Origin of the sequence: Nonomuraea aurantiaca (genome assembly GCF_020215705.1) — a bacterium.
Classification (GTDB): domain Bacteria; phylum Actinomycetota; class Actinomycetes; order Streptosporangiales; family Streptosporangiaceae; genus Nonomuraea; species Nonomuraea aurantiaca.
In genome coordinates, this window is the sequence record NZ_JAIWNB010000002.1 from 307,093 (window position 1) to 327,311 (window position 20,219).

General features: G+C 74.0%; 3 protein-coding genes. All 3 read left to right on the forward strand.

The window, feature by feature from the left end; all coding sequences use genetic code 11:
- Positions 1-9 precede the first annotated feature (9 nt).
- The 3 genes from LDL49_RS07070 to LDL49_RS07080 are packed head-to-tail and all read left to right on the forward strand — an operon-like array spanning position 10 to position 20,212.
- Positions 10-5,484, forward strand: a complete 5,475-nt coding sequence (locus LDL49_RS07070; RefSeq protein ID WP_225290115.1) for a type I polyketide synthase — start codon at positions 10-12, stop codon at positions 5,482-5,484.
- 32 nt (positions 5,485-5,516) lie between these two features.
- A complete protein-coding gene (locus LDL49_RS07075; RefSeq protein WP_225290116.1) occupies positions 5,517-10,655 on the forward strand; it encodes a type I polyketide synthase in 5,139 nt (1,712 codons plus the stop codon).
- A 41-nt stretch (positions 10,656-10,696) separates the two neighbouring features.
- Positions 10,697-20,212 carry a type I polyketide synthase gene (locus tag LDL49_RS07080; RefSeq protein WP_225290117.1) on the forward strand — a complete coding sequence of 3,172 codons (9,516 nt, stop codon included), beginning with the start codon at positions 10,697-10,699 and terminating at the stop codon, positions 20,210-20,212.
- Positions 20,213-20,219: the final 7 nt, after the last annotated feature.

Below are 20,219 nucleotides of genomic sequence, written 5' to 3' on the forward strand. Positions count from 1 at the left end.
AGGCGACAGATGTCGACCGAGGACAAGCTGCGCGACTACCTCAAGCGCGTGACCGTGGAACTGACCCAGACACGCCGCCGCCTCGCCGAGATCGAAGACCGTCGCCACGAGCCCATCGCGATCATCGGGATGGCCTGCCGCTACCCCGGCGGCGTGACCGGACCCGAGGATCTGTGGGAGGTGGTGTCCTCGGGCGTGGACGCGATCGGCGAGTTCCCCGCCGATCGCGGCTGGGACCTCGACGCCCTGTACGACCCGGCTCCCGACGCGTTCGGCACGTCGTACACGCGGCACGGCGGCTTCTTGTACGACGCCGGCGACTTCGACGCCCCCTTCTTCGGGATGAGCCCGCGCGGCGCGCTGGCCACCGACCCGCAGCACCGGCTGTTCCTGGAGGTGAGCTGGGAGGCGTTCGAGCGGGCCGGCCTCGACCCGGACGCGCTGCGCGGCAGCAGGACCGGCGTCTACGCGGGGACCATGTACGAGTACTACGCCGACCGCTACCTCGGGGCCATCCCCGAGTCCGTCGAGGGTACGCTGCTCACCTCCAGCACGCCGAGCGTCCTGTCGGGCCGGGTGGCGTACACCTTCGGGCTGGAGGGCCCGGCCGTCACCCTGGACACCGCGTGCTCGTCGTCGCTGGTCACCGTACACCTGGCGGTCCAGGCCCTGAGGCGCGGCGAATGCGCGCTGGCGCTGGCCGGCGGCGTGACGGTGATGGCGGCGCCGGACCCGTTCGTGGAGTTCTCGCGGCAGCAGGCTTTGTCGCCCGACGGCCGGTGCAAGGCGTTCTCGGCCGCCGCCGACGGCGCCGCCTGGGCCGAGGGCGCGGGTGTGATCCTGCTGGAACGGCTGTCCGACGCGCAGCGCGAGGGCCGCCGGATTCTCGCGGTGATCCGCGGCTCGGCCGTCAACCAGGACGGCGCCAGCAACGGCATGACCGCGCCGAGCGGTCCGGCGCAGCGGGAGGTGTACCGGCAGGCGCTGGCCGACGCCCGGCTCGAACCCCGCGACGTGGACGCCGTCGAGGCGCACGGCACCGGCACCCGGCTCGGCGACCCGATCGAGGCCGAGTCGATCATCGCCGCCTACGGGCAGGACCGGCCGGCGGACCGCCCGCTGCGGCTCGGCTCGGTGAAGTCGAACATCGGCCACACCCAGGCCGCCGCCGGGGTCGCCGGGGTGATCAAGATGGTGAAGGCGCTGGAACATCGGACCCTGCCGGCCACGCTGCACGTGGACGAGCCGACGCCGCACGCGGACTGGTCGGCCGGGGCCGTGGAACTGTTGACGGAAGCGGTGGCCTGGCCGGTCTCGGACCGGCCGATGCGGGCCGCGGTCTCGGGGTTCGGCATCAGCGGGACCAATGCTCATGTGATCTTGGAGCAGGCGCCGGAGGTGGTGCCCGAACCTGTGGCGGTGGATGGCCCGCTGGTGTGGGCGTTGTCCGCCAAAACGGAAATGTCGCTACATGCGCAGGCGGGCCGTTTGCGAACGTACGCGGCCACCGCGGCAGATGAGGATCTGGCCGTCGCGGGAGCCGTACTCGCTCGGCGGGCGCGGTTCGCGCACCGCGCCGTGGTGGTGGCCGCGGACCGGGATGAGCTGGTGGCGGGCTTGGCGGCGCTGGCGGCGGGTGAGTCGCATGCGGCGGTGACCAGTGGCACGGCGCCGGCGGATGTCCGACCGGTGTTCGTCTTCCCCGGCCAGGGTTCGCAGTGGACGGGCATGGCGGTGGATCTTCTGGAGTCCAGCGAGGTGTTCCGGGAGTGGATGAGCCGGTGCGATGCCGCGCTCGCGCCGTACACCGGCTGGTCTGTGGTGGGGGCCCTGCGTGCGGGCGAGCTGGTGGGTTCGGAGGTCATTCAGCCGGCGCTGTTCGCGGTGATGGTGTCGCTGGCGGAGGTGTGGCGGTCGCTGGGCGTGGATCCGGCGGCGGTGGTGGGTCATTCGCAGGGTGAGATCGCGGCGGCCTGTGTCGCCGGGGCGCTGACGCTCGACGACGCGGCCAGGATCGTGGCGCTGCGCAGCCAGGCCGTGGTGCGCGGGCTGGCCGCCACGGGCGGGATGCTCGCCGTGGCGCTGCCCGCCGAGGAGGTCCGGCTGGAGCCGTGGGCGGATCGCCTGTGGGTGGCCGTGCACAGCGGGCCGGCGGGCACGGTCGTGGCAGGGGATGTGGACGCGCTGGACGAGTTCGCGGCGGCGTGCGGCGAGACGGTCCGGGTGCGCAGGATCGCCGTCGACTACGCCTCGCACACCCCGCACGTGGAAGTGCTGCGCGAGGAGTTGCTCGCCACGCTGGCCGGCATCGCGCCGCAGGCGACGGACGTGGCCTTCTCCTCCTCCATGGCCGGCACCTTCGTCGAGCCGACCGGGCTGGACGCCGCCTACTGGTACGACAACCTGCGCAACCCCGTCCTCTTCCGCGAGTCCGTCGGGGCGTTCGCGTCGTTCGGGACGCCGCTGTTCGTCGAGGTCAGCCCGCATCCCGTGCTCGGCGGCGACATCGAGGACATCTGCCACGAAGCGGGCATGACCGCCGGGGTCTGCGGGTCGCTGCGGCGCGGTGCCGGTGACTGGCGCCGGTTCCTGGCCGCGCTGGCCCAGGCGTGGGTCCTCGGGGCCGATGTCGACTGGCGGGTGGCGCTGGCCGATGTTCCGTATCGGCAGGTGGACGTGCCCACCTATGCCTTCGACCGGCGTACGTACTGGCTCAAGACCGGTGAGCGGCGCGCCCGGCAGGCGGGCGGCACGGGCATCGGCGGCTCGCGGCATCCGTTGCTGACCGCCGTCGTCCCGGTGGCGGACGACGGGTTCCTGCTCAACGGCCGGCTGTCGCCGGCCGCGCTGCCGTGGCTCGCCGACCACTCGGTCTCCGGGAGCGTGCTGCTGCCCGGCGCCGCGTTCGTCGAGCTGGCGCTGGAGGCGGTCGCGGTCGCGGACTGCGACCTGCTGGAGGAGCTCACGCTGGAGGCGCCGCTGGTCCTGCCCGCCACGGGTGAGGTCGGGCTGCAGATCACGGTGAGCCCGGCCGACACCGCCGGACGGCGTGCGCTGACCGTCTTCTCCGCCTCGCCGGACTCCGAGTGGGTACGGCACGCGTCGGGCACGCTCCTCGAAACCGCGGTTCCCGCTGGGGAGTTCGGCTGGGCCACGGCCTGGCCGCCCGTGGGCGGGTCGCCGGTGAACGTCGACGGCGGCTACGAGCGGCTGGCGGACTCGGGGTACGAGTACGGTCCGGCGTTCCAGGGCGTGCGAGCGGTGTGGCGGCGGGACGAGGAGCTGTTCGCGGAGGTCGTGGCGCCCGACAGGGTGGAGCTCGACGGCTACGGGATGCACCCGGCGGTGCTCGACGCGGCGTTCCACCCGCTGCTGCTCGCGGGCTCGGGTTCGGGCTCCGGGGAGCTGCGGCTGCCGTTCGTGTTCCGGGGAGTGCGGCTGGGTGCGCCGGGGGCCTCTTCTGTGCTGCGGGTACGGCTGGCGTGGGCGGGCGACGACGCCGTGGTGGAGGCGGCCGACGTCTCCGGCCGGGCGGTGCTGTCGATCGAGTCGCTGCGGGCCAGGGCCGTACCGGTCGAGCCGTCGCCCTCAGGGGGCGCGGTCCCGCAGGGGCTCGACTGGGTGAAGGTGCCCGTAGAGCGCGGCGGCGCGTCTTCGGAGGACGGTGGCTCGCGCTGGGTCTGGCTGGATGAGGACGACCTCACGGCGGCGTCAGGCGGATCGGGCAGGCCGGGCGCACCGGCGGCTTCGGAGGCGGGCGTCGCGGACTTCGTCGCGGTCCGGTGCGAGGCCCCTTCCACGAGCGTGACCGCCGGGGCGCGGGAGTTGTTCGGCCGGGTGCTGGACCTGCTGCGGAGCTGGCCGGTCGACGCGCGGGCCCGGCTGGTGTTCGTCACCCGGGGCGTCCTCGCCACAGACCATGTCGACGCCGCGGCCGTGGCCGCCGGGGTCGTCTGGGGCCTCGTCCGGTCGGCGCAGACCGAGCAGCCAGGGCGGTTCGCGCTGGTGGACGCGGAAGAGGGCGTCACGGACTGGGACCTGGTGGCGGCGGCGATCGACGCCGGTGAGCCGCAGCTGGCGATACGCGATGGAGTGCCGCTGGCGCCCCGCCTGACCCGCCGTCCGGCCACATCGTCCGCCCATGGCGCGGGCGCGACCACGGCTTCTCCCCAAGGCACGGGCACGGTGCTGGTGACCGGCGGGACCGGTGGGCTGGGCGCTCTGGTCGCGCGGCGGCTGGTGGAGCGGCATGGGGTACGGGAGCTGCTGCTGGTCTCGCGGCGCGGGCCCGAGGCGCCGGGGGCAGGCGAGTTGGTGTCGAGCCTGGCGGACCTCGGGGCGCGGGTCACGGTGACCGCCTGCGACGTGTCCGACCGCGACGCTCTGGCCGTACTGCTGGCCTCGATCCCCGAAGACCGGCCGCTGACCGGCGTGGTGCACACCGCGGGAGTCCTGGACGACGCCACTCTGGAGGGGCTGTCGGAGCGGAAGCTGGAGACGGTGTTCGCCCCGAAGGCGGACGCGGCGTGGCACCTGCACGAGCTGACCCGGGGCCTGCCGCTGACCTCGTTCGTGGTGTTCTCGTCGCTGGCGGGCGTGCTGGGCAATGCCGGGCAGGGCAACTACGCCGCCGCGAACGCGTTCCTCGACGTGCTGGCCACGCACCGGCGCGGGCTCGGCCTGCCCGCGGTGTCGGTGGCCTGGGGGCTGTGGGACACCGGCTCTGGCATGACCGGTGCGCTGACCGCGGCCGACACCGCCCGCCTGGCCCGCGCGGGAGTGGCGCCGCTGAGCGTGGTGCAGGGGCTGGAGCTGTTCGACGCGGCGCTCGGCGGTGACGAGGCCCTCGTCGTCGCCTCCGGCTGGGACGGTACCGGGCTGCGGGCCAGAGCCACGGCGGGTGACCTGCCGCCCCTGCTGTGCGGTCTGGTCCGCGCGCCGCGCCGTACCGGATCCGGGCAGCACGCGGGCAACCCCGGGCTGGCCGCCCGGCTGCCCGGCCTGTCGGAGACCGACGCCCGCAGACTGGTCACCGACGTCATCCGCGCGCACGTCGCCGCCGTCCTCGCGCACGACAGCGTGGACGCGGTCGACGTCGGCAGCGCGTTCAACACGCTGGGCTTCGACTCGCTGACGGCGGTCGAGCTGCGCAACCGGCTCAACGCCGAAACGGGGCTGCGGCTGCCCGCGACCCTGGTCTTCGACCACCCGACCGTCACCACGCTGGCCGGCTACCTGCTCAGCAAGCTCGCCCCGGCAGCCCCCTCGGCGGAGGACACGCTGCGCGGCGCGCTGGAACGCGTCGACTCGATACTCGCCCGCGCCAACGGCGACGCCGAGAGCATCCGCGGCAAGCTCATCCCGATTCTGCAGAGTGCCCTGACCAGGCTCGGAGCCGATCCCGACGGCATGAACGGCGCGGCGGAGAAGATCGACTCCGCGACCGATGAAGAGATCTTCGCGCTCATCGACAACGAATTCTGACCATGACTCTCGTTACCGGAAAGGCTCGTCCGATGGCGACCGAGGACAAACTTCGCGACTATCTCAAGCGCGTGACCGTCGAACTGACCCAGACCCGCCGCCGCCTCGCCGAGGCCGAAGATCGTCAGCACGAGCCCATCGCGATCATCGGGATGGCGTGCCGCTACCCCGGTGGCGGCGACACGGTCGAGGGTTTCTGGAACCTGTTGCGCGACGGCGGCAGCGCGGTCACCGAGGTGCCGCCCTCCCGGTGGGACATCGACGACTACTACGACCCCGACCCGCGTACCCCCGGCGGCATGTACACCAGGTACGGCTCCTTCCTGCCGGACATCGCCGGCTGGGACGCCGAGTTCTTCGGCCTTTCGCCGCGCGAGGCCCTGCGGATGGACCCGACGCAGCGCCTCCTGCTCGAACTGGCCTGGGAGGGCCTGGAGGACGCGGGCGCGCCGCCGTCGCGCCTGTCGGGCAGCCGTACCGGGGTGATGGTCGGCTACATGGACAGCCTCCAGTACGGCAGGCTCCAGCTCGAACGGCACGGCGCGGAGGCGCTCGCGGACCCGTACCTGGGCCAGGGCTCGTCCATGAGCGTCGCGGCCGGGCGCATCGCGTACCTGCTCAACCTGTGCGGCCCCACCATGGCCATCGACACGGCGTGCTCGTCCTCGCTGATCGCGGTCCACCTCGCGGCGGAGGCGCTGCGGCGCGGCGAATGCGACCTCGCGATCGCCGCCGGGGCGTCGATGACGTTCCACCCGAGCACCTTCATCCAGGCGTGCGCGGCGTCGATGCTGTGCGCGGACGGGAAGTGCAAGACGTTCGACGCGAGCGCCGACGGCTACGTCATGGGCGAGGGCGGCGGCGTCGTGGTGCTGGAGCCGCTGTCCAAGGCGATCCAGAACGGCCGCCGCATCCGCGCGGTGATCCGCGGTTCGGCCGTCAACCAGGACGGCCGCAGCAACGGTCTCACCGCCCCCAACCGCGGCGCCCAGGCCGACGTGATCGGCCGCGCCCTGGCCGCCGCGCGGGTCACCCCCGACGACATCTCGTACGTGGAGGCGCACGGCTCGGGCACCCACCTGGGAGACGCCATCGAGCTGTCGGCCCTGCACGACGTCTTCGGCCGGCGCCCCGGCACCCGGCCGTTACGGGTCGGCGCGGTGAAGACCAACATCGGGCACACGCAGGCGGCGGCCGGGATGGCCGGGCTGATCAAGACGGTCCTGGTCCTGGAGAGCGACCTGATCCCGCCGAACCTGCACCTGTCGGACCCGGCGGCGGCGATCCCGGAGGACGGGACGGTCCTGCCGGTGACCGGGACGCCGCAGCCGTTCACGGGGGCGGGGCCGCGGCTGGCGGGGGTGAGCTCGTTCGGCTGGTCGGGCACGAACGCCCACGTCATCCTGGAGTCCGCCCCCGAGCCCGCCGAATCCGTGAGGTCCGCTGCCGCTTCCAGCGATTCCCGGAGGTTGTCCGACGACCTGCCGGAAGCCGCCGCCGCCGGGCACGGCACGGTCGGGGGTGCTCCGGCGATGGTGCTGCCCGTGTCGGCGGCCAGTGATGCCGCCCTGCGGGAGCACGCCGGGCGCCTGGCCGCGGCGTTGGCGGCCCGACCGGAAACGGCCCGGCCGGCAGCGGCCCTGGCCGATGTGGCTCGCACGCTGCAGGCCGGTCGCGCCGAACACGACCATCGGCGCGCCCTGGTCTGCGCCGACCTCCCGGAGGCCATCCGCCTGCTGGGCCGCGTGGCGACCGAGGGCGGCGTCCACCGGGTGAAGGGCCGCCCCCGGGTGGCGTTCCTGCTGCCCGGTGTCGGCGACCAGTACATCGGTCTCGGCAGGGAGCTGTACCGCACCGAGCCCGTCTACGCCGAGGCGGTGGACCGCTGCGTCGAGTTGGCCGCCGACCGGTGCGGCGTGGACCTGCGCCCGCTGTTCGGCCCCGCAGCCGAACGGAGCGACGACGCTGACTCCGCCGTTCACCAGGAGAACGCCGACCAGGAACGGCCCTCGGGCGTGGACCCGTCACGGTCCTCGGGCCTGGACCGGGCACGCCCCTCGGGTCCGGACGGGGCGCGGACCTCGGGCGGGGACCTTGCCGCGTTGCTGGGCCGTGACGGTCCCAGGGAGGACCGGGCCGACGACCCGCTCAGCCACGCCGAGGTGGCGCACCCGTTCCTCTTCACCGTCGAGTACGCGCTCGCCCGGCTCCTGTCCCACTGGGGCGTCACCCCGGACCTGCTCATCGGCTACAGCCTCGGCGAGTACGTCGCCGCCTGCCTCGGCGGCGTGTTCACCCTCGAGGACGCCCTGTACGTGGTGGCCGAACGAGCCCGCCTGATCGCCGCCGCCCCGCCGGGCCGCATGGTCGCCGTCGCCGCAGGCGAGGACCGCGTCCGGGGCCTGCTCGCCGGCGCCGAGTTCGAGGTGGATGTCGCGGCGCTCAACGGGCCCTCGATGACCGTGCTCAGCGGGCGGCCCGAGGACATCGAGGCCGTGACCCGCCGCCTCACCGCCGAGGGTGTCGCCTGCCGGCCGCTGCGGTCCGCGCACGCGTTCCACTCGTCGCTGCTCCAGCCGGCCCGGGAGAAGCTGGCCGCACTGCTCGACTCCGTGCCGCGTCAGGCCCCGGCCATCACCATCGTGTCCAACCTCACCGGTGTCGCGCTGACGGCCGAGCAGGCCACCAGCTCCCAGTACTGGGCCGATCAGCTGGTTAGCCCGGTCCGATTCGCCGATGCCGTACGGCACTGCGTCTCGCAGGGAGTAGACGTCCAGGGAGTAGACGTCCAGGGAGTAGACGTCCAGGAAGTAGACGTCTTCGTCGAGCTCGGCCCCGGCCAGACCCTCGGGGGGCTGGTCCGGCAGAACCTGTCCGACCGGCCGGCCACCGTACTCGGCACCCTGCCGCCGCTGTGGACGGCGGGGGAGCGGCGGGACGCGCGGTCCGAGCTGCTGGAGGCGTGCGGGCGGCTGTGGGAGCTGGGCGTCACGCTGAACTGGGAGCCCACCCGCCCGGTCGGCGCCCGCCTCGTCGACCTGCCCGCCTACCCCTTCCAGCGCACCCGCTTCTGGCCGGACCAGGGCCGGGACGTACCCCCGACCGACCGGCCCGCCAAACCGGCCGACTTCGCCTTCGCCCCGATCTGGCAGCAGGACACCACCCGCCCCACCCCGGCGCACCTGGCCTCCCGGGACGTCGCACCGCATCTTGCCTCCGGCGATGGCCGTCCGGGGGACGTCGCGCCTGCCGTACGGCTCAGTGGGCCGTTGGTGGTCTTCGCCGACTCGGCGGGGGTCGGTGCGGCGCTCGCCGAGTCGGCCGCTGCGGCCGGGACCCAGGTGATCGAGGTCGTCGCCGGGAACGGTCTGCGGCAGGACGGTCGTCGCATCGTCATCGACCCCGCCGTGCCCGAGCACTACGCCCAGGTGTTCGCCGCCGTCACGGAGCCGGGACCCGTGCAGGTGGTCCACCTGTGGAGCCGGCTCGCCACGGCCGCCACCCCGGTGTACGCCACCGACGAGGAGCTGCGGGCGGCCGTCGGGTACGGGTTCGACAGCCTGCTGCTGGCCGTACAGGCGATGGGTGAGCTGCCCGCGCGCCAGGGGGTACGGCTGCTGACGGTCACCCAAGGGGCTGCCGAGATCCTCGGCGGTGACGCGCTCGCGCCGTACCGGGCCGTGACGCACGGGCTCGGGCGGGCGGCGCACCACGAGTACACCGGACTGACCTGGAGCGGCGTCGACCTCGACCCGGAGGACGACGCGCAGGCCGCCGGGCAGCTCGTCCACGAGCTGCTCAGGGAGCCCGACGAGGCGCACGACCGGCTGACCGGCTGGCGGCGCGGCCGTCGCTGGGTGAAGAGCTGGGGCGAGGTCCCCGACCAGGGTGAGCCGGCCGGGAGCCCGTGGCGGGCCGACGGCGTCTACCTGATCACCGGTGGTACCCGGGGACTCGGCATGGGGCTGGCCAAGCACCTGGTACGCGCCGGAGTACGGCGGCTCGCCCTGGTGGGCCGTACCCCCCTGAACGCCGCCCCGCACGGCGGCCTGGACGCCGCCTCGCACGTCGCCCCGCCGGAGGCTGGGGCGGGAGCCGGGGCGCAGGACGTGCCCGAGCCGGGCGGGAAGGTGGCGCGGAGTCTGGAAGATGTCGCCGCGCTCGAGGCGGCCGGGGCCGAGGTGCTGTTGCTGACCGCCGACGCCGGTGTCCCCGACGAGCTGCGGCGGGCGCTGCGCCGGTGCCGGGAGCACTTCGGCACCCTGACCGGCGTGATCCACGCGGCCGGCGTCCCGGCCGGTGGGATGGTGCAGCGGCGGACCGTGGCCGAGGCGGGGGCGGTGCTCGCGCCCAAGGTGCTGGCGATGGGACCCCTCGCCGAGCTGGTCGGCCCGGATACCCCTGCCGGGGAGCGGCCCGAGCTGCTGGTCCTGTACTCCTCCGCGGTGACCGCGTTCGGTGGCATCGGCGAGGGCGACTACTGCGCGGCCAACACCGTCCTCGACGCGTACGGCGAGGCGCTGGCGGCCACCGCGCCGTCCACCAGGGTGGTGTCGGTCGCGTGGGGTCCGTGGCAGCACGACGACTGGCAGGCCGACTCCCTCAAGGGCGCCTCCAGCCTGGCCCAGCGGGTGACCGCCTACCGGGAGAGGTACGGCTTCGCCGAGGAGGCGGGCTGCGCGTTCCTCGACCGGATCGTGATCGGCGGCCACGGCAGCGTCCTGGCCGCGCGCCAGCCGCTGCGGGACGTCCTGCGCGACTGGTCGTCCATGATCGACCTCGACGCCCTGGTCGGTGCGGCGGCGGCGCCTGGCGGGGAGCGGTTCCCGCGGCCGCGGCTGCGGACCGAGTACGTGGCGCCCAGGAGCGAGACCGAGACCAGGATCGCCGACCTGTGGGGCGCCTATCTGGGCATCGAGCAGGTCGGCGTGCACGACCCGTTCTTCGACCTCGGAGGCAACTCCCTGGTCGGCATGGCCATGGTGCTCGCCATCGAAAAGGAGCTCGGTGTGACCATCGCGCCCGCGGTGCTGTTCGAGCACCCGACGGTCGCGGAGTTCGCGACCGCGCTTGAGCGGTCGGACGACGGGTCCGCACGGCAGACACTCACCACCAGCTCGGCTCGGGGGCAGCGACGGCGCCGGGCCCGTTCAGGGGGCGGACGGAAATGAAGCCCGACTTGAGCTTGAGTCCCGAGATAAGGACCGTTGACGTGACTGATGAGCTGGCCGGTGAGGTCTCCGGCAATGACATTGCGATAGTCGGGATGTCGGGGCGGTTCCCCGGCGCCGCTGATGTGGCCGGATTGTGGGCGAACATCCGTGATGGCCGTTCCGGCATCACCCGGTTCACCGATGAGGAGTTGCGGGCCGCCGGAGTGTCCGAGGACCTGCTGGCGGATCCCGGGTACGTGAAGGCCGGGGCGGTGATCGACGGCGTCGAGCTGTTCGACGCGGGGTTCTTCGGGTTCAGCCCGAAGGAGGCCCAGATCCTCGACCCGCAGCACCGGTTGTTCCTGGAACACAGCTGGGAGGCCCTGGAGGACGCCGGCTGCGACCCCACCCGCTTCGACGGCGCGATCGGCGTCTTCGGCGGGTCCGGCTGGAGCTCGTACCTGCAGCACAACCTGATGCCGAACGACCTCGCCGCCACCATGGGCGAGCTGGCCCTCGGCCTGGCCAACGACAAGGACTCGCTGACCCTGCGCGTGGCCCACACGCTGGGCCTGTCGGGCCCGAGCTACGCGGTGCAGAGCTACTGCTCCACGTCGCTCGTCGCGGTCTGCGCGGCGGCCTCCAGCCTGGCCGGGTTCGAGTGCGACCTGGCGCTGGCGGGCGGCGTCGCGGTCAACGTGCCGCACCGGGTCGGCTACCTGTACCAGCAGGGCGGCATCGCGCCGCCCGACGGCGAGTGCCGCGCCTTCGACGCGGGCGGCCTGGGCAGCCCGCTCGGCAGCGGCGTCGGCGTGGTGGCGCTGCGCCGGCTGGAGGACGCGCTGGCCGCCGGGGACCAGATCTACGCCGTCATCCGGGGCTGGGCCGTCAACAACGACGCGGGCAGGAAGGTGGGCTTCACCGCTCCCGGCGTACAGGGCCAGGCCGCCGTCATGGCCGAGGCGCTAGCCAGCGCCGGCCTGATGCCCGCCGACATCGACTACGTCGAGGCGCACGGCACCGGCACCGCGCTCGGCGACGCGGCCGAGCTGGCGGCGCTGCAGCAGGTGTTCCACGACGAGTCGTGCCTGATCGGCTCCGTCAAGACGAACCTCGGCCACCTCGACCGGGCGGCCGGCGTCACCAGCCTCATCAAGACCGCCCTCGCCCTGCGCCACGACGAGATCCCGCCCACCCGCAACCTCGCCGAGCCCAACCCGCAGCTCAGCGCCGGTGAGGCCGAGCTGGAGGTGGTCACCAGGCTCATCGCCTGGCCGCGCCGGCCCGGCCGGACCCGGCGGGCGGGGGTGAGCGCGTTCGGCATCGGCGGGACCAACGCCCACGTGGTGCTGGAAGAGGCGCCGCCCGTTCCGGCGCCGCCCGTTCCGGTGCCGGCGTCGCGTCCGGAGCTGCTGGTGTGGTCCGCGCGGTCCGCCGCCGCAGCCGACGCCATGACCGAACGCCTCGCCGACCACCTCGCGACCGACCCCCACGCCTCCCCACTGTCCGAAACCCCCCACCTGCCCGACGTCGCCCACACGCTGCAGGCCGGGCGGCAGGTCTTCGGGCACCGCCGGATGCTGGTCGCCGCCACCGTGGACGAGGCCGTCGCCGGGCTGCGCGACGCCGGGGTGCTGGCCCGCGCGGACAGCCGCGCCGACCGCCCCGTCGCGTTCCTCATCGCGGGCACCGGCGAGCAGTACCCGGGCCTGGCCGCCGAGCTGTACGAGACCGAGCCGGTGTTCAGGCAGACGCTCGACGAGTGCCGGGACACGCTCCGCGACCACCTCGGCGGGGTCGACCCGCTCGCCGAGCTGCTGCTGCCCAGGCAGCCCGGCCAGGCCGCCGGCCTCGACCGGCTGCTCGGGCGGGAGGCGGCGCCGGTCGACACCATGCCCACCGCGGTGCTGCAGCCCGCGCTGTTCGCGGTCGAGTACGCCCTGGCCCAGCTCGTACGCTCCTGGGGCATCGAACCGGCGCTGCTGGCCGGCTACAGCCTCGGCGAGTACGTGGCCGCCTGCCTGGCGGGCGTCCTCACCCTGGACTCGGCGTTGGCGCTGGTCGCCCACCGGGCACGGCTGATCGACGCGCTGCCGGCCGGCGCGATGAGCGCCGTGCCGCTGGCCGCCGACGACCTGCGGACCCGGCTGGAGCGGGCGGGCATCGCCGACGTGGACGTGGCCGCGGTCAACGGCCCCGAACTCACCGTGCTCGCCGGCCCGCCCGCCGCGATGGAGGCGGCCAGGGAGTTCCTGGCGGGCGAGTCGGTGCCGTGCCGGCCGCTGGCCACCAGCCACGCGTTCCACTCGCGCATGATGGAGCCGGTACGAGACGAGCTCACCCGCTGGATCGCCACCCACATCACGCTAGAAGAGCCGCGCATCCCGTACGTCTCGAACGTCACCGGCGCCCTCATCACCGCCTCCGAGGCGACCGACCCCGGCTACTGGGCGCGGCACATGTGCGGGCCGGTGCTGTTCGACGCTGTGCTCGGCACGCTGCTTCAGCAGGGGGAGCCGGCGCTGCTGGAGATCGGCCCCGGGCAGTCGCTCGGGGCGATGGCCCGCGGTCACCGCGACTGCCCCCGCGACCGCTGGCCGCTGGTGGTCGCCTCGCTCCCCGCCGCCGCCGACCCCCGCCCGGCCGGCACCGTACTGGCCGAGGGCCTGGGGCGGTTGTGGCTGGCGGGCGTGCCGGTCGACTGGGCCGGCTACCGGCAGGATCGTCCCGTACGCAAGGTGGGGCTGCCCGGCTACCCGTTCCAGCGGGAGCGCTACTGGATCGACCCGCCCCGCCATCAGGCCCTGGCCGCCGCCGCTCCGGCTCCGCCTCCTGAGGAGACGGCTCCGCACGTCCAGCTCATGGTCCCGCGCTGGATCGCGACCGACGTACCGGCCGCCACCAGCGCCTCTGCTACGACCGGTTCGGGCGCGGCCGGGCGCTGGGTGGTGCTCGCCGACGCGGGCGGTGTCGCCGAGGCGGTCGTCGAGTCGCTGGGCTCCGACGGCACCGAGATCGTGCTGGTACGGCCGGGCGGCGCGTTCGCCGAGATGACCGGCGGCTACACGATCGCCCCCGAGTCCGCGGCCGACCACGCCGCCCTGGCCAGGAGCCTGGCGAGCGAGACCCCGACGGTCCTGCTCGACCTGCGGCTGCTCGACCACGCCGGCTCCGGTGGCGACGGGCGCCAGGTGGTGCTCCCGCTCTCCCGGATGCTCGACGCCTGGGGCAGCGAGGGCGGCGACAGCACCAGGATCATCGTGGCCACCCGGGGCGGTCAGGTGGTCGTCGACGGCGAGGTGCCGGACCCCGGACACGCCGCCGCCGCCACGCTGCCGCTGGTCGCCAACCAGGAGTACCTCAACCTCGACTGCCGCTGCGTGGACGTCGAGGCTGGAGCAGACGTCGCCGCGACGGCCCGGGACCTGGTGGCCGAGCTCCGCGGTCCGGCGACGGACGCCCTGGTGGCCTACCGCGATGGACGCCGCCACACCCGCGACTACATCCCCGCCGACCCGGACGGAAACCTGACGGGCGGTCTGGGGGTGCGGCCCGGCGGGACGTACCTGATGACCGGTGGTCTCGGGGACGTCGGGCTGCTGGTGGCCGAGCACCTGGTGCGGGCCGGAGCCGCCCGGCTGATCCTGACCAGCCGCGGCGGCGTGCCCGCCACGGCCGGTGACCCGCGCCACGAGGGCGTCCAGCGCCTGCGGGCGCTCGGGGCCGAGGTGCTGACACCGCAGGCCGATGTGACGGACGCCGACGCGATGCGCGCCCTCCTGGCCGAGGTGCTGCGGCAGGGCGGGCGGCTCGACGGGGTGATTCATGCCGCCGCCGAGACCGGCCGGGCCACGTTCCTGTCGATGCGCGACCTCGACCAGGAAGCCGTCGCGAGGCATTTCGGCGCGAAGGTGACAGGCGCGCTGGTCCTGCGTGAGGTGCTCGCCGAGCTCCCCGCCGAGCGGGCGCCCGGCTTCTGCCTGCTGTTCTCCTCGACGTCGTCGCTGCTGGGCGGCATCACGTTCGGCAGCTACGCGGCGGCGAACGCCGCGCTGACGGCGGTCGCCCACGACGCCGCCGCCTCGCCGGCCCGGTGGGTGGCCGCGAGCTGGGACACCTGGTCCCGGACGCTCGAAGGCATGGAAGGCGGCATCGGCGCCGCGATGGCCGCGCACGCCATGAGCACCGAGGAGGGGCTGGCGGCGTTCGACCGGCTGGTGGCCGACGACCGGCCGAGCCTCGTGGTGGCGGCGGGCGGTCTCGACGACCGGCTGCCCCGGGCGGTGGCCGGGCCGGAGCCTGGGTCGGGCGGGACCAGGTTCCCCCGTCCCGAGCTGCCCCAGCCGTACAGCCCGCCGCTGACCGCGACCGAGCGGGCGCTGGCCGAGCTGTGGTCCGACGTGCTCGGCATCGAGCCGGTCGGGACCAGGGACAACTTCTTCGACCTCGGCGGCAACTCGCTCGTCGCGCTGCAGATGCTGGCCCTGGTGAAGAAGCGGTTCGGGATCGCGGTCCCGACGGTGATGCTGTTCGAGGCGCCGACGGTGCACACGCTCGCCGGGATCCTCGACGAGAAGGGCGCCACCGCCGGCCGTACCGGGAAGACGAGTGCCCGCACCGCGACGGTGGCCAAGCGGGACACCGCCGGACCTGCCGACCGCGTCGGCGCCGACACGGACGACGACCGGCGGATCGCCATCGTCGGCATGGCCGGCCACTTCCCGGGCGCCACCGACGTGGGTACGTTCTGGAACAACCTCCGCGAAGGCATCGAATCCATCAGCTTCTTCTCCGAGGAGGAGCTGCTGGCCGCCGGGGTGGCCCCCGACCTCATCCACGACCCGTCGTACGTCCCCGCCCGCCCGGTGCTCGACGACGTCAGCGGCTTCGACGCCGCGTTCTTCGGCCTGAGCCCCCGGATGGCGGCGATCACGGACCCGCAGCAGCGGGCGTTCATCGAGGTCTGCTGGGAGGCGCTGGAGCAGGCCGGGTACGCGGTTCCGGAGAGCAGGGGCCGGGTCGGCGTGTTCGGCGGCAGCAACATCAGCACGTACCTGCTCCGCATGGGCGAGCACCTCCTGAACGACGAGGAGGAGGTCAGCCACTACGAGGTCATCATGGGCAACGACAAGGACGCTCTCACCACGACGGTCTCCTACCTGTTCGACCTGTACGGGCCGAGTGTCGCGGTGCAGACGTTCTGCTCCACCTCGCTGGTCGCGGCGCACCTGGCGGTGCAGAGCCTGCGCAACGGCGAGTGCGAGCTGGCGCTGGCCGGCGGCGTGTCGATCCGGGTGCCCGACCGGGTCGGGCACAAGTTCGGGCCCGGCGGGCAGGAGTCGCCCGACGGTCACGTGCGGACGTTCGACGCGCGGGCGCGAGGCAGCATGTTCGGCGACGGGGCCGCGGTGGTGCTGCTCAAGCGGCTGTCGGACGCGGTACGCGACGGAGACCACATCTGGGCCGTGATCCGCGGTTCGGCGATGAACAACGACGGCGCGCTCAAGGTCGGCTTCACCGCGCCGAGCGTGGTCGGCCAGGCCAGGGTGATCGCCGACGCGATGGCCGACGCCGGGGTGACCGGCGAGGACATCAGCTACATCGAGGCGCACGGCACCGCCACCGAGCTCGGCGACCCGATCGAGCTGGCGGCGCTGACGCGGGCGTTCGGCGACACCGAGGAGACCCAGTACTGCCCGATCGGCTCGGTGAAGACCAACATCGGGCACCTGGACCGCGCCGCGGGCGCGAGCGGGCTCATCAAGACCTCGCTCGCGCTGCGCGAACGGGTGATCCCGGCCAGCCTGCACTACACCAGCCCCAACCCGGAGATCGACTTCGAGAACAGCCCCTTCTACGTCAACGCCGAGCTCTCCCCATGGCGGACCCGCGACGGCCGCCCGCGCATCGCGGGCATCAACTCGCTCGGCATGGGCGGCACCAACGTGCACATGGTCGTCGAGGAGGCTCCCGTCCGGCCCCCGGCGCCGCCCGTTTCGCCGGAGTCCTCCCGCAGGTACCAGGTGCTGCCCGTGTCCGCGCGCAACGCCACCGCGGCCGACCAGGCGGGCGAGCGTCTTGGGCGGCACCTGGCCGCCTCACCCGGTATCCGGCTGGCGGACGTGGCGTTCACCCTCCAGGTGGGGCGCAAGACGTTCGAGCACCGGCGCGTCGCCGTCGTCGACAGCCTCGAGTCGGCCGCCGCCGTGCTGGGCGGGGAGCCGGCGAACCCCGGCGTGGTGGGTGGGGGATCGCCGAATCCCGGCGTGCTGAGCCGGGTCGACACGGTTCAGGGGCGTCCGGTGGCGTTCCTGTTCGCCGGGGCGGGGGAGCAGTATCCCGGCCTGGTCACCGAGCTGTACCGGCGCGAGCCGGAGTTCCGCGCGGCGCTCGACGAGTGCCTGGAGCTCCTGCGCGGGCCGCTGGGCGGGGTGGACCTCGCGGACCTGCTCGCGGGCGGCCGCGGTACCGCCCCCGACCTCGCCGCCCTGCTGGGCCGAGCGAGCTCGGGTGGGGACGAGCGGGTCGGCGTGCTGGAGCGTACGGAGATCGTCCAGCCCGCCCTGTTCGCCGTCGAGTACGCCCTGGCCCGCACGCTCATGACCTGGGGCGTACAGCCGCGGATCATGCTGGGCTACAGCCTCGGCGAGTACGTCGCCGCCTGCCTGGCCGGAGTCCTGTCGCTGCCGGACGCCGTCGCGCTGGTGGCGTACCGGGCGAAGCTGATCGACGGCGTGCCGCCCGGCTCGATGGCCGCCGTGTCGCTGCCCGCCGGCGAGCTGCGCCGCCGGTTCAGACTCGACGAGCGGGGGCTGGACCTGGCCGCCGTCAACGGCCCGCAGGTGACGGTCGTCGCCGGGCCGGTCGAGGCGATGGACGGGCTCCTCGCCGACCTGCGGCAGGCCGAGATCCCGTGCCGCCCGCTGCAGACCACCCACGCCTTCCACTCCAGGATGCTGGCCCGGCTCAGCGACGAGCTGACCGCCTGGGTGGAGGCGAACGTTCAGCTCAACCCGCCCGCCCTGCCGTACATCTCGAACGTGACCGGTGGGATCGCCGACGCTGACCTGGTCTGCGACGCGGGCTACTGGGCCCGGCACATGTGCGGGACCGTGCGGTTCGCGGACGGGGTCGACGCGCTGCTCGCCGACCCGGAGCTGGCCGTGGTCGAGATCGGTCCGGGGCAGTCGCTCGGCGCCCTGGTGCGCGCCGCCGGCTGCCCGCCGCAGCGATGGCCGCTCATCCTCAACGCGCTGCCCGGCGGCAGCGACAGCCGCCCGGACGACGAGGTGCTCGCCGGCTGCCTGGCCCGGCTGTGGCTGCTCGGCGCCGACCTCGACTGGGCCGCCCACCACGGCAGAAACCGGAACACCGGGCTCACCACAGGTCCCGGTGCCGGGCTCGCCGCCGGGTTGCCGGGGCGCATCCCGCTGCCGACGTACCCCTTCCAGCGCCAGCGCTACTGGATCGACCCGCCCGCGACCGGTGCGCGGCGGCAGCCGGTCGGCGCGCTGCCGGCGCTCGACCCGGACAACCTGTTCGAGGCGATCACGAACCTGCCCAGGCTGCCGGAAGACCAGTGGATGTACCTGCCCGTATGGCGACAGACCGCCGCGCCCGCGCCGGGTGCGCTGCCGGGCTCGTGGCTGGTCTACACCCGCGACGGGCTCGCCGACCAGGTCGCCGCCGAGCTGCGGCGGACGGCGGGCGCCACGGTCACGCTGGTACGCCCCGGCGACGCGTACGCCGCCACCGCAGACGGCTACACGGTGCGGCCGGGCAGCGTGGGCGACACGCTCTCGCTGCTGCGCGACCTGCGCGCCGCCGGCCGGCCGCTGGAGCGGGTGGTCCACCTCTGGACGCTGGACACCGCCACCGGCGACACCACCATCCGGTACGGCCTGCACACGCTCGTCGCGCTGGCCAGGGCGGCGGCGGAGTCCGGTACCGACGACTGGTCCCTGGACGTCGCCGTCACCGGCACGCAGCAGGTGCTCGGCGACGACGTGTCCAACCCGGACGGCGCGACGCTGATCGGTCCCTGCCTGGTGATCCCCCTGGAGTACCCGAAGGTCGCCACCCGCCTCATCGACCTGGCGACCGGCCCGCTCGCGACCACCGGCAGGGGCGGTTCCGCGGTCGGCGGGCTGGTGGCCGAGCTGCGGAGGCCGCAGGCCGACCGGATCGTGGCGCTGCGCCACGGCCGGCGCTGGGTGCCCGGTTACGAGACCATGGCGGTCGACCCGGACCCGGAGACGCTCCGCGAAGGCGGCGTCTACCTGATCACGGGCGGGCTGGGCGGCATCGCCCTCGGCCTGGCCGAACGGCTGGCCCGCGACTGCCACGCCAACCTCGTCCTCCTCGCCCGCCGCGGCCTGCCACCCCGCGCGGAGTGGTCCCGCATCCTGGCGAGCGCGGGCACTAAGGGCGCGGGGCCGCATGCCGCAGGACCGCACGATGCGGGCCCCAACAGTGCGGGCCCCAACGGGGCGGGTGCGGTTGAGGAGGCGACCCGGCGGCGGATCGCGCAAGTGCTTGAGATCGAGCGGCTCGGCGGCCGCGTCGAGATCGTCACCGGCGACGTCAGCAAGCCCGAGGACGTTCGCCGGGCCGTGGAGACGGCGGTCGAGCGCTTCGGTGCCCTCCACGGCGTCCTCCACGCCGCGGGCGTCCCCGGTATGGGGTTGATGCAGTTCAAGCGCTCGGACGAGCTGGACCAGGTGCTCGCTCCGAAGATCGGCGGCACCCTGGCCATCGCCGAGGCGCTGCGCATCGGCCGGCCCGACGAGGTCGAGCTGGACTTCCTGGTGCTGTTCGCCTCCATCACCTCGGCGACCGGCGGCGGGCCGGGCCAGGTGGACTACTGCGCCGCCAACGCCTTCCTCGACGGGTACGCCCACCGGCTCGCCGACACCGGCAGGCGGGTCCTGGCCATCGACTGGGGCGAGTGGACCTGGAACGCCTGGGAGGAGGGGCTGGCCGGGTACGACGGCGCGTTGCAGCAGTTCTTCCGCGACAACCGGGCCCGCGTCGGCATCGACTTCGAGGACGGCTGGCGGGCGCTGCTGCGCGCGCTGGCCAGCGGCGAGCCCCGGGTCGTGGTGTCCACGCAGGACTTCCCGACGGTGGTGCTCGGCAGCTCGCGCTTCAACCTGGAGGCGGTCACCTCGCCCGCCGTGGGCGGCGTGAGCGGCGAGCGGCACCCCCGACCCGAGCTGGTCACCCCCTACCAGGAGCCGTCGGGGTCGGCCGAGGAGCAGATCGCCGGCATCTGGTGCGACTCGCTCAAGCTCGACCGGGTCGGCGTCCTGGACAACTTCTTCGAGCTCGGCGGCAATTCGCTGCTCGGCGTCAGCATCGTGGCCGCGATGCGCCGGGCGTTCGAGCTGGACGAGCTGCCGCCCCACATCCTCTATGAGGCGCCGACCGTGTCGGCCCTCGGCCAGACCATCGAGGCCATGGCCTCGGGCGCGAGCCACGTGCTCGGGACCGGCGCCGACGGCGGCAGCCACGTACGTGCCCAGCTGCGCCGATCGGGACTCGAAGCCTCCGCCGCCCGCAGACGCGGCCGGTGAGACCCAA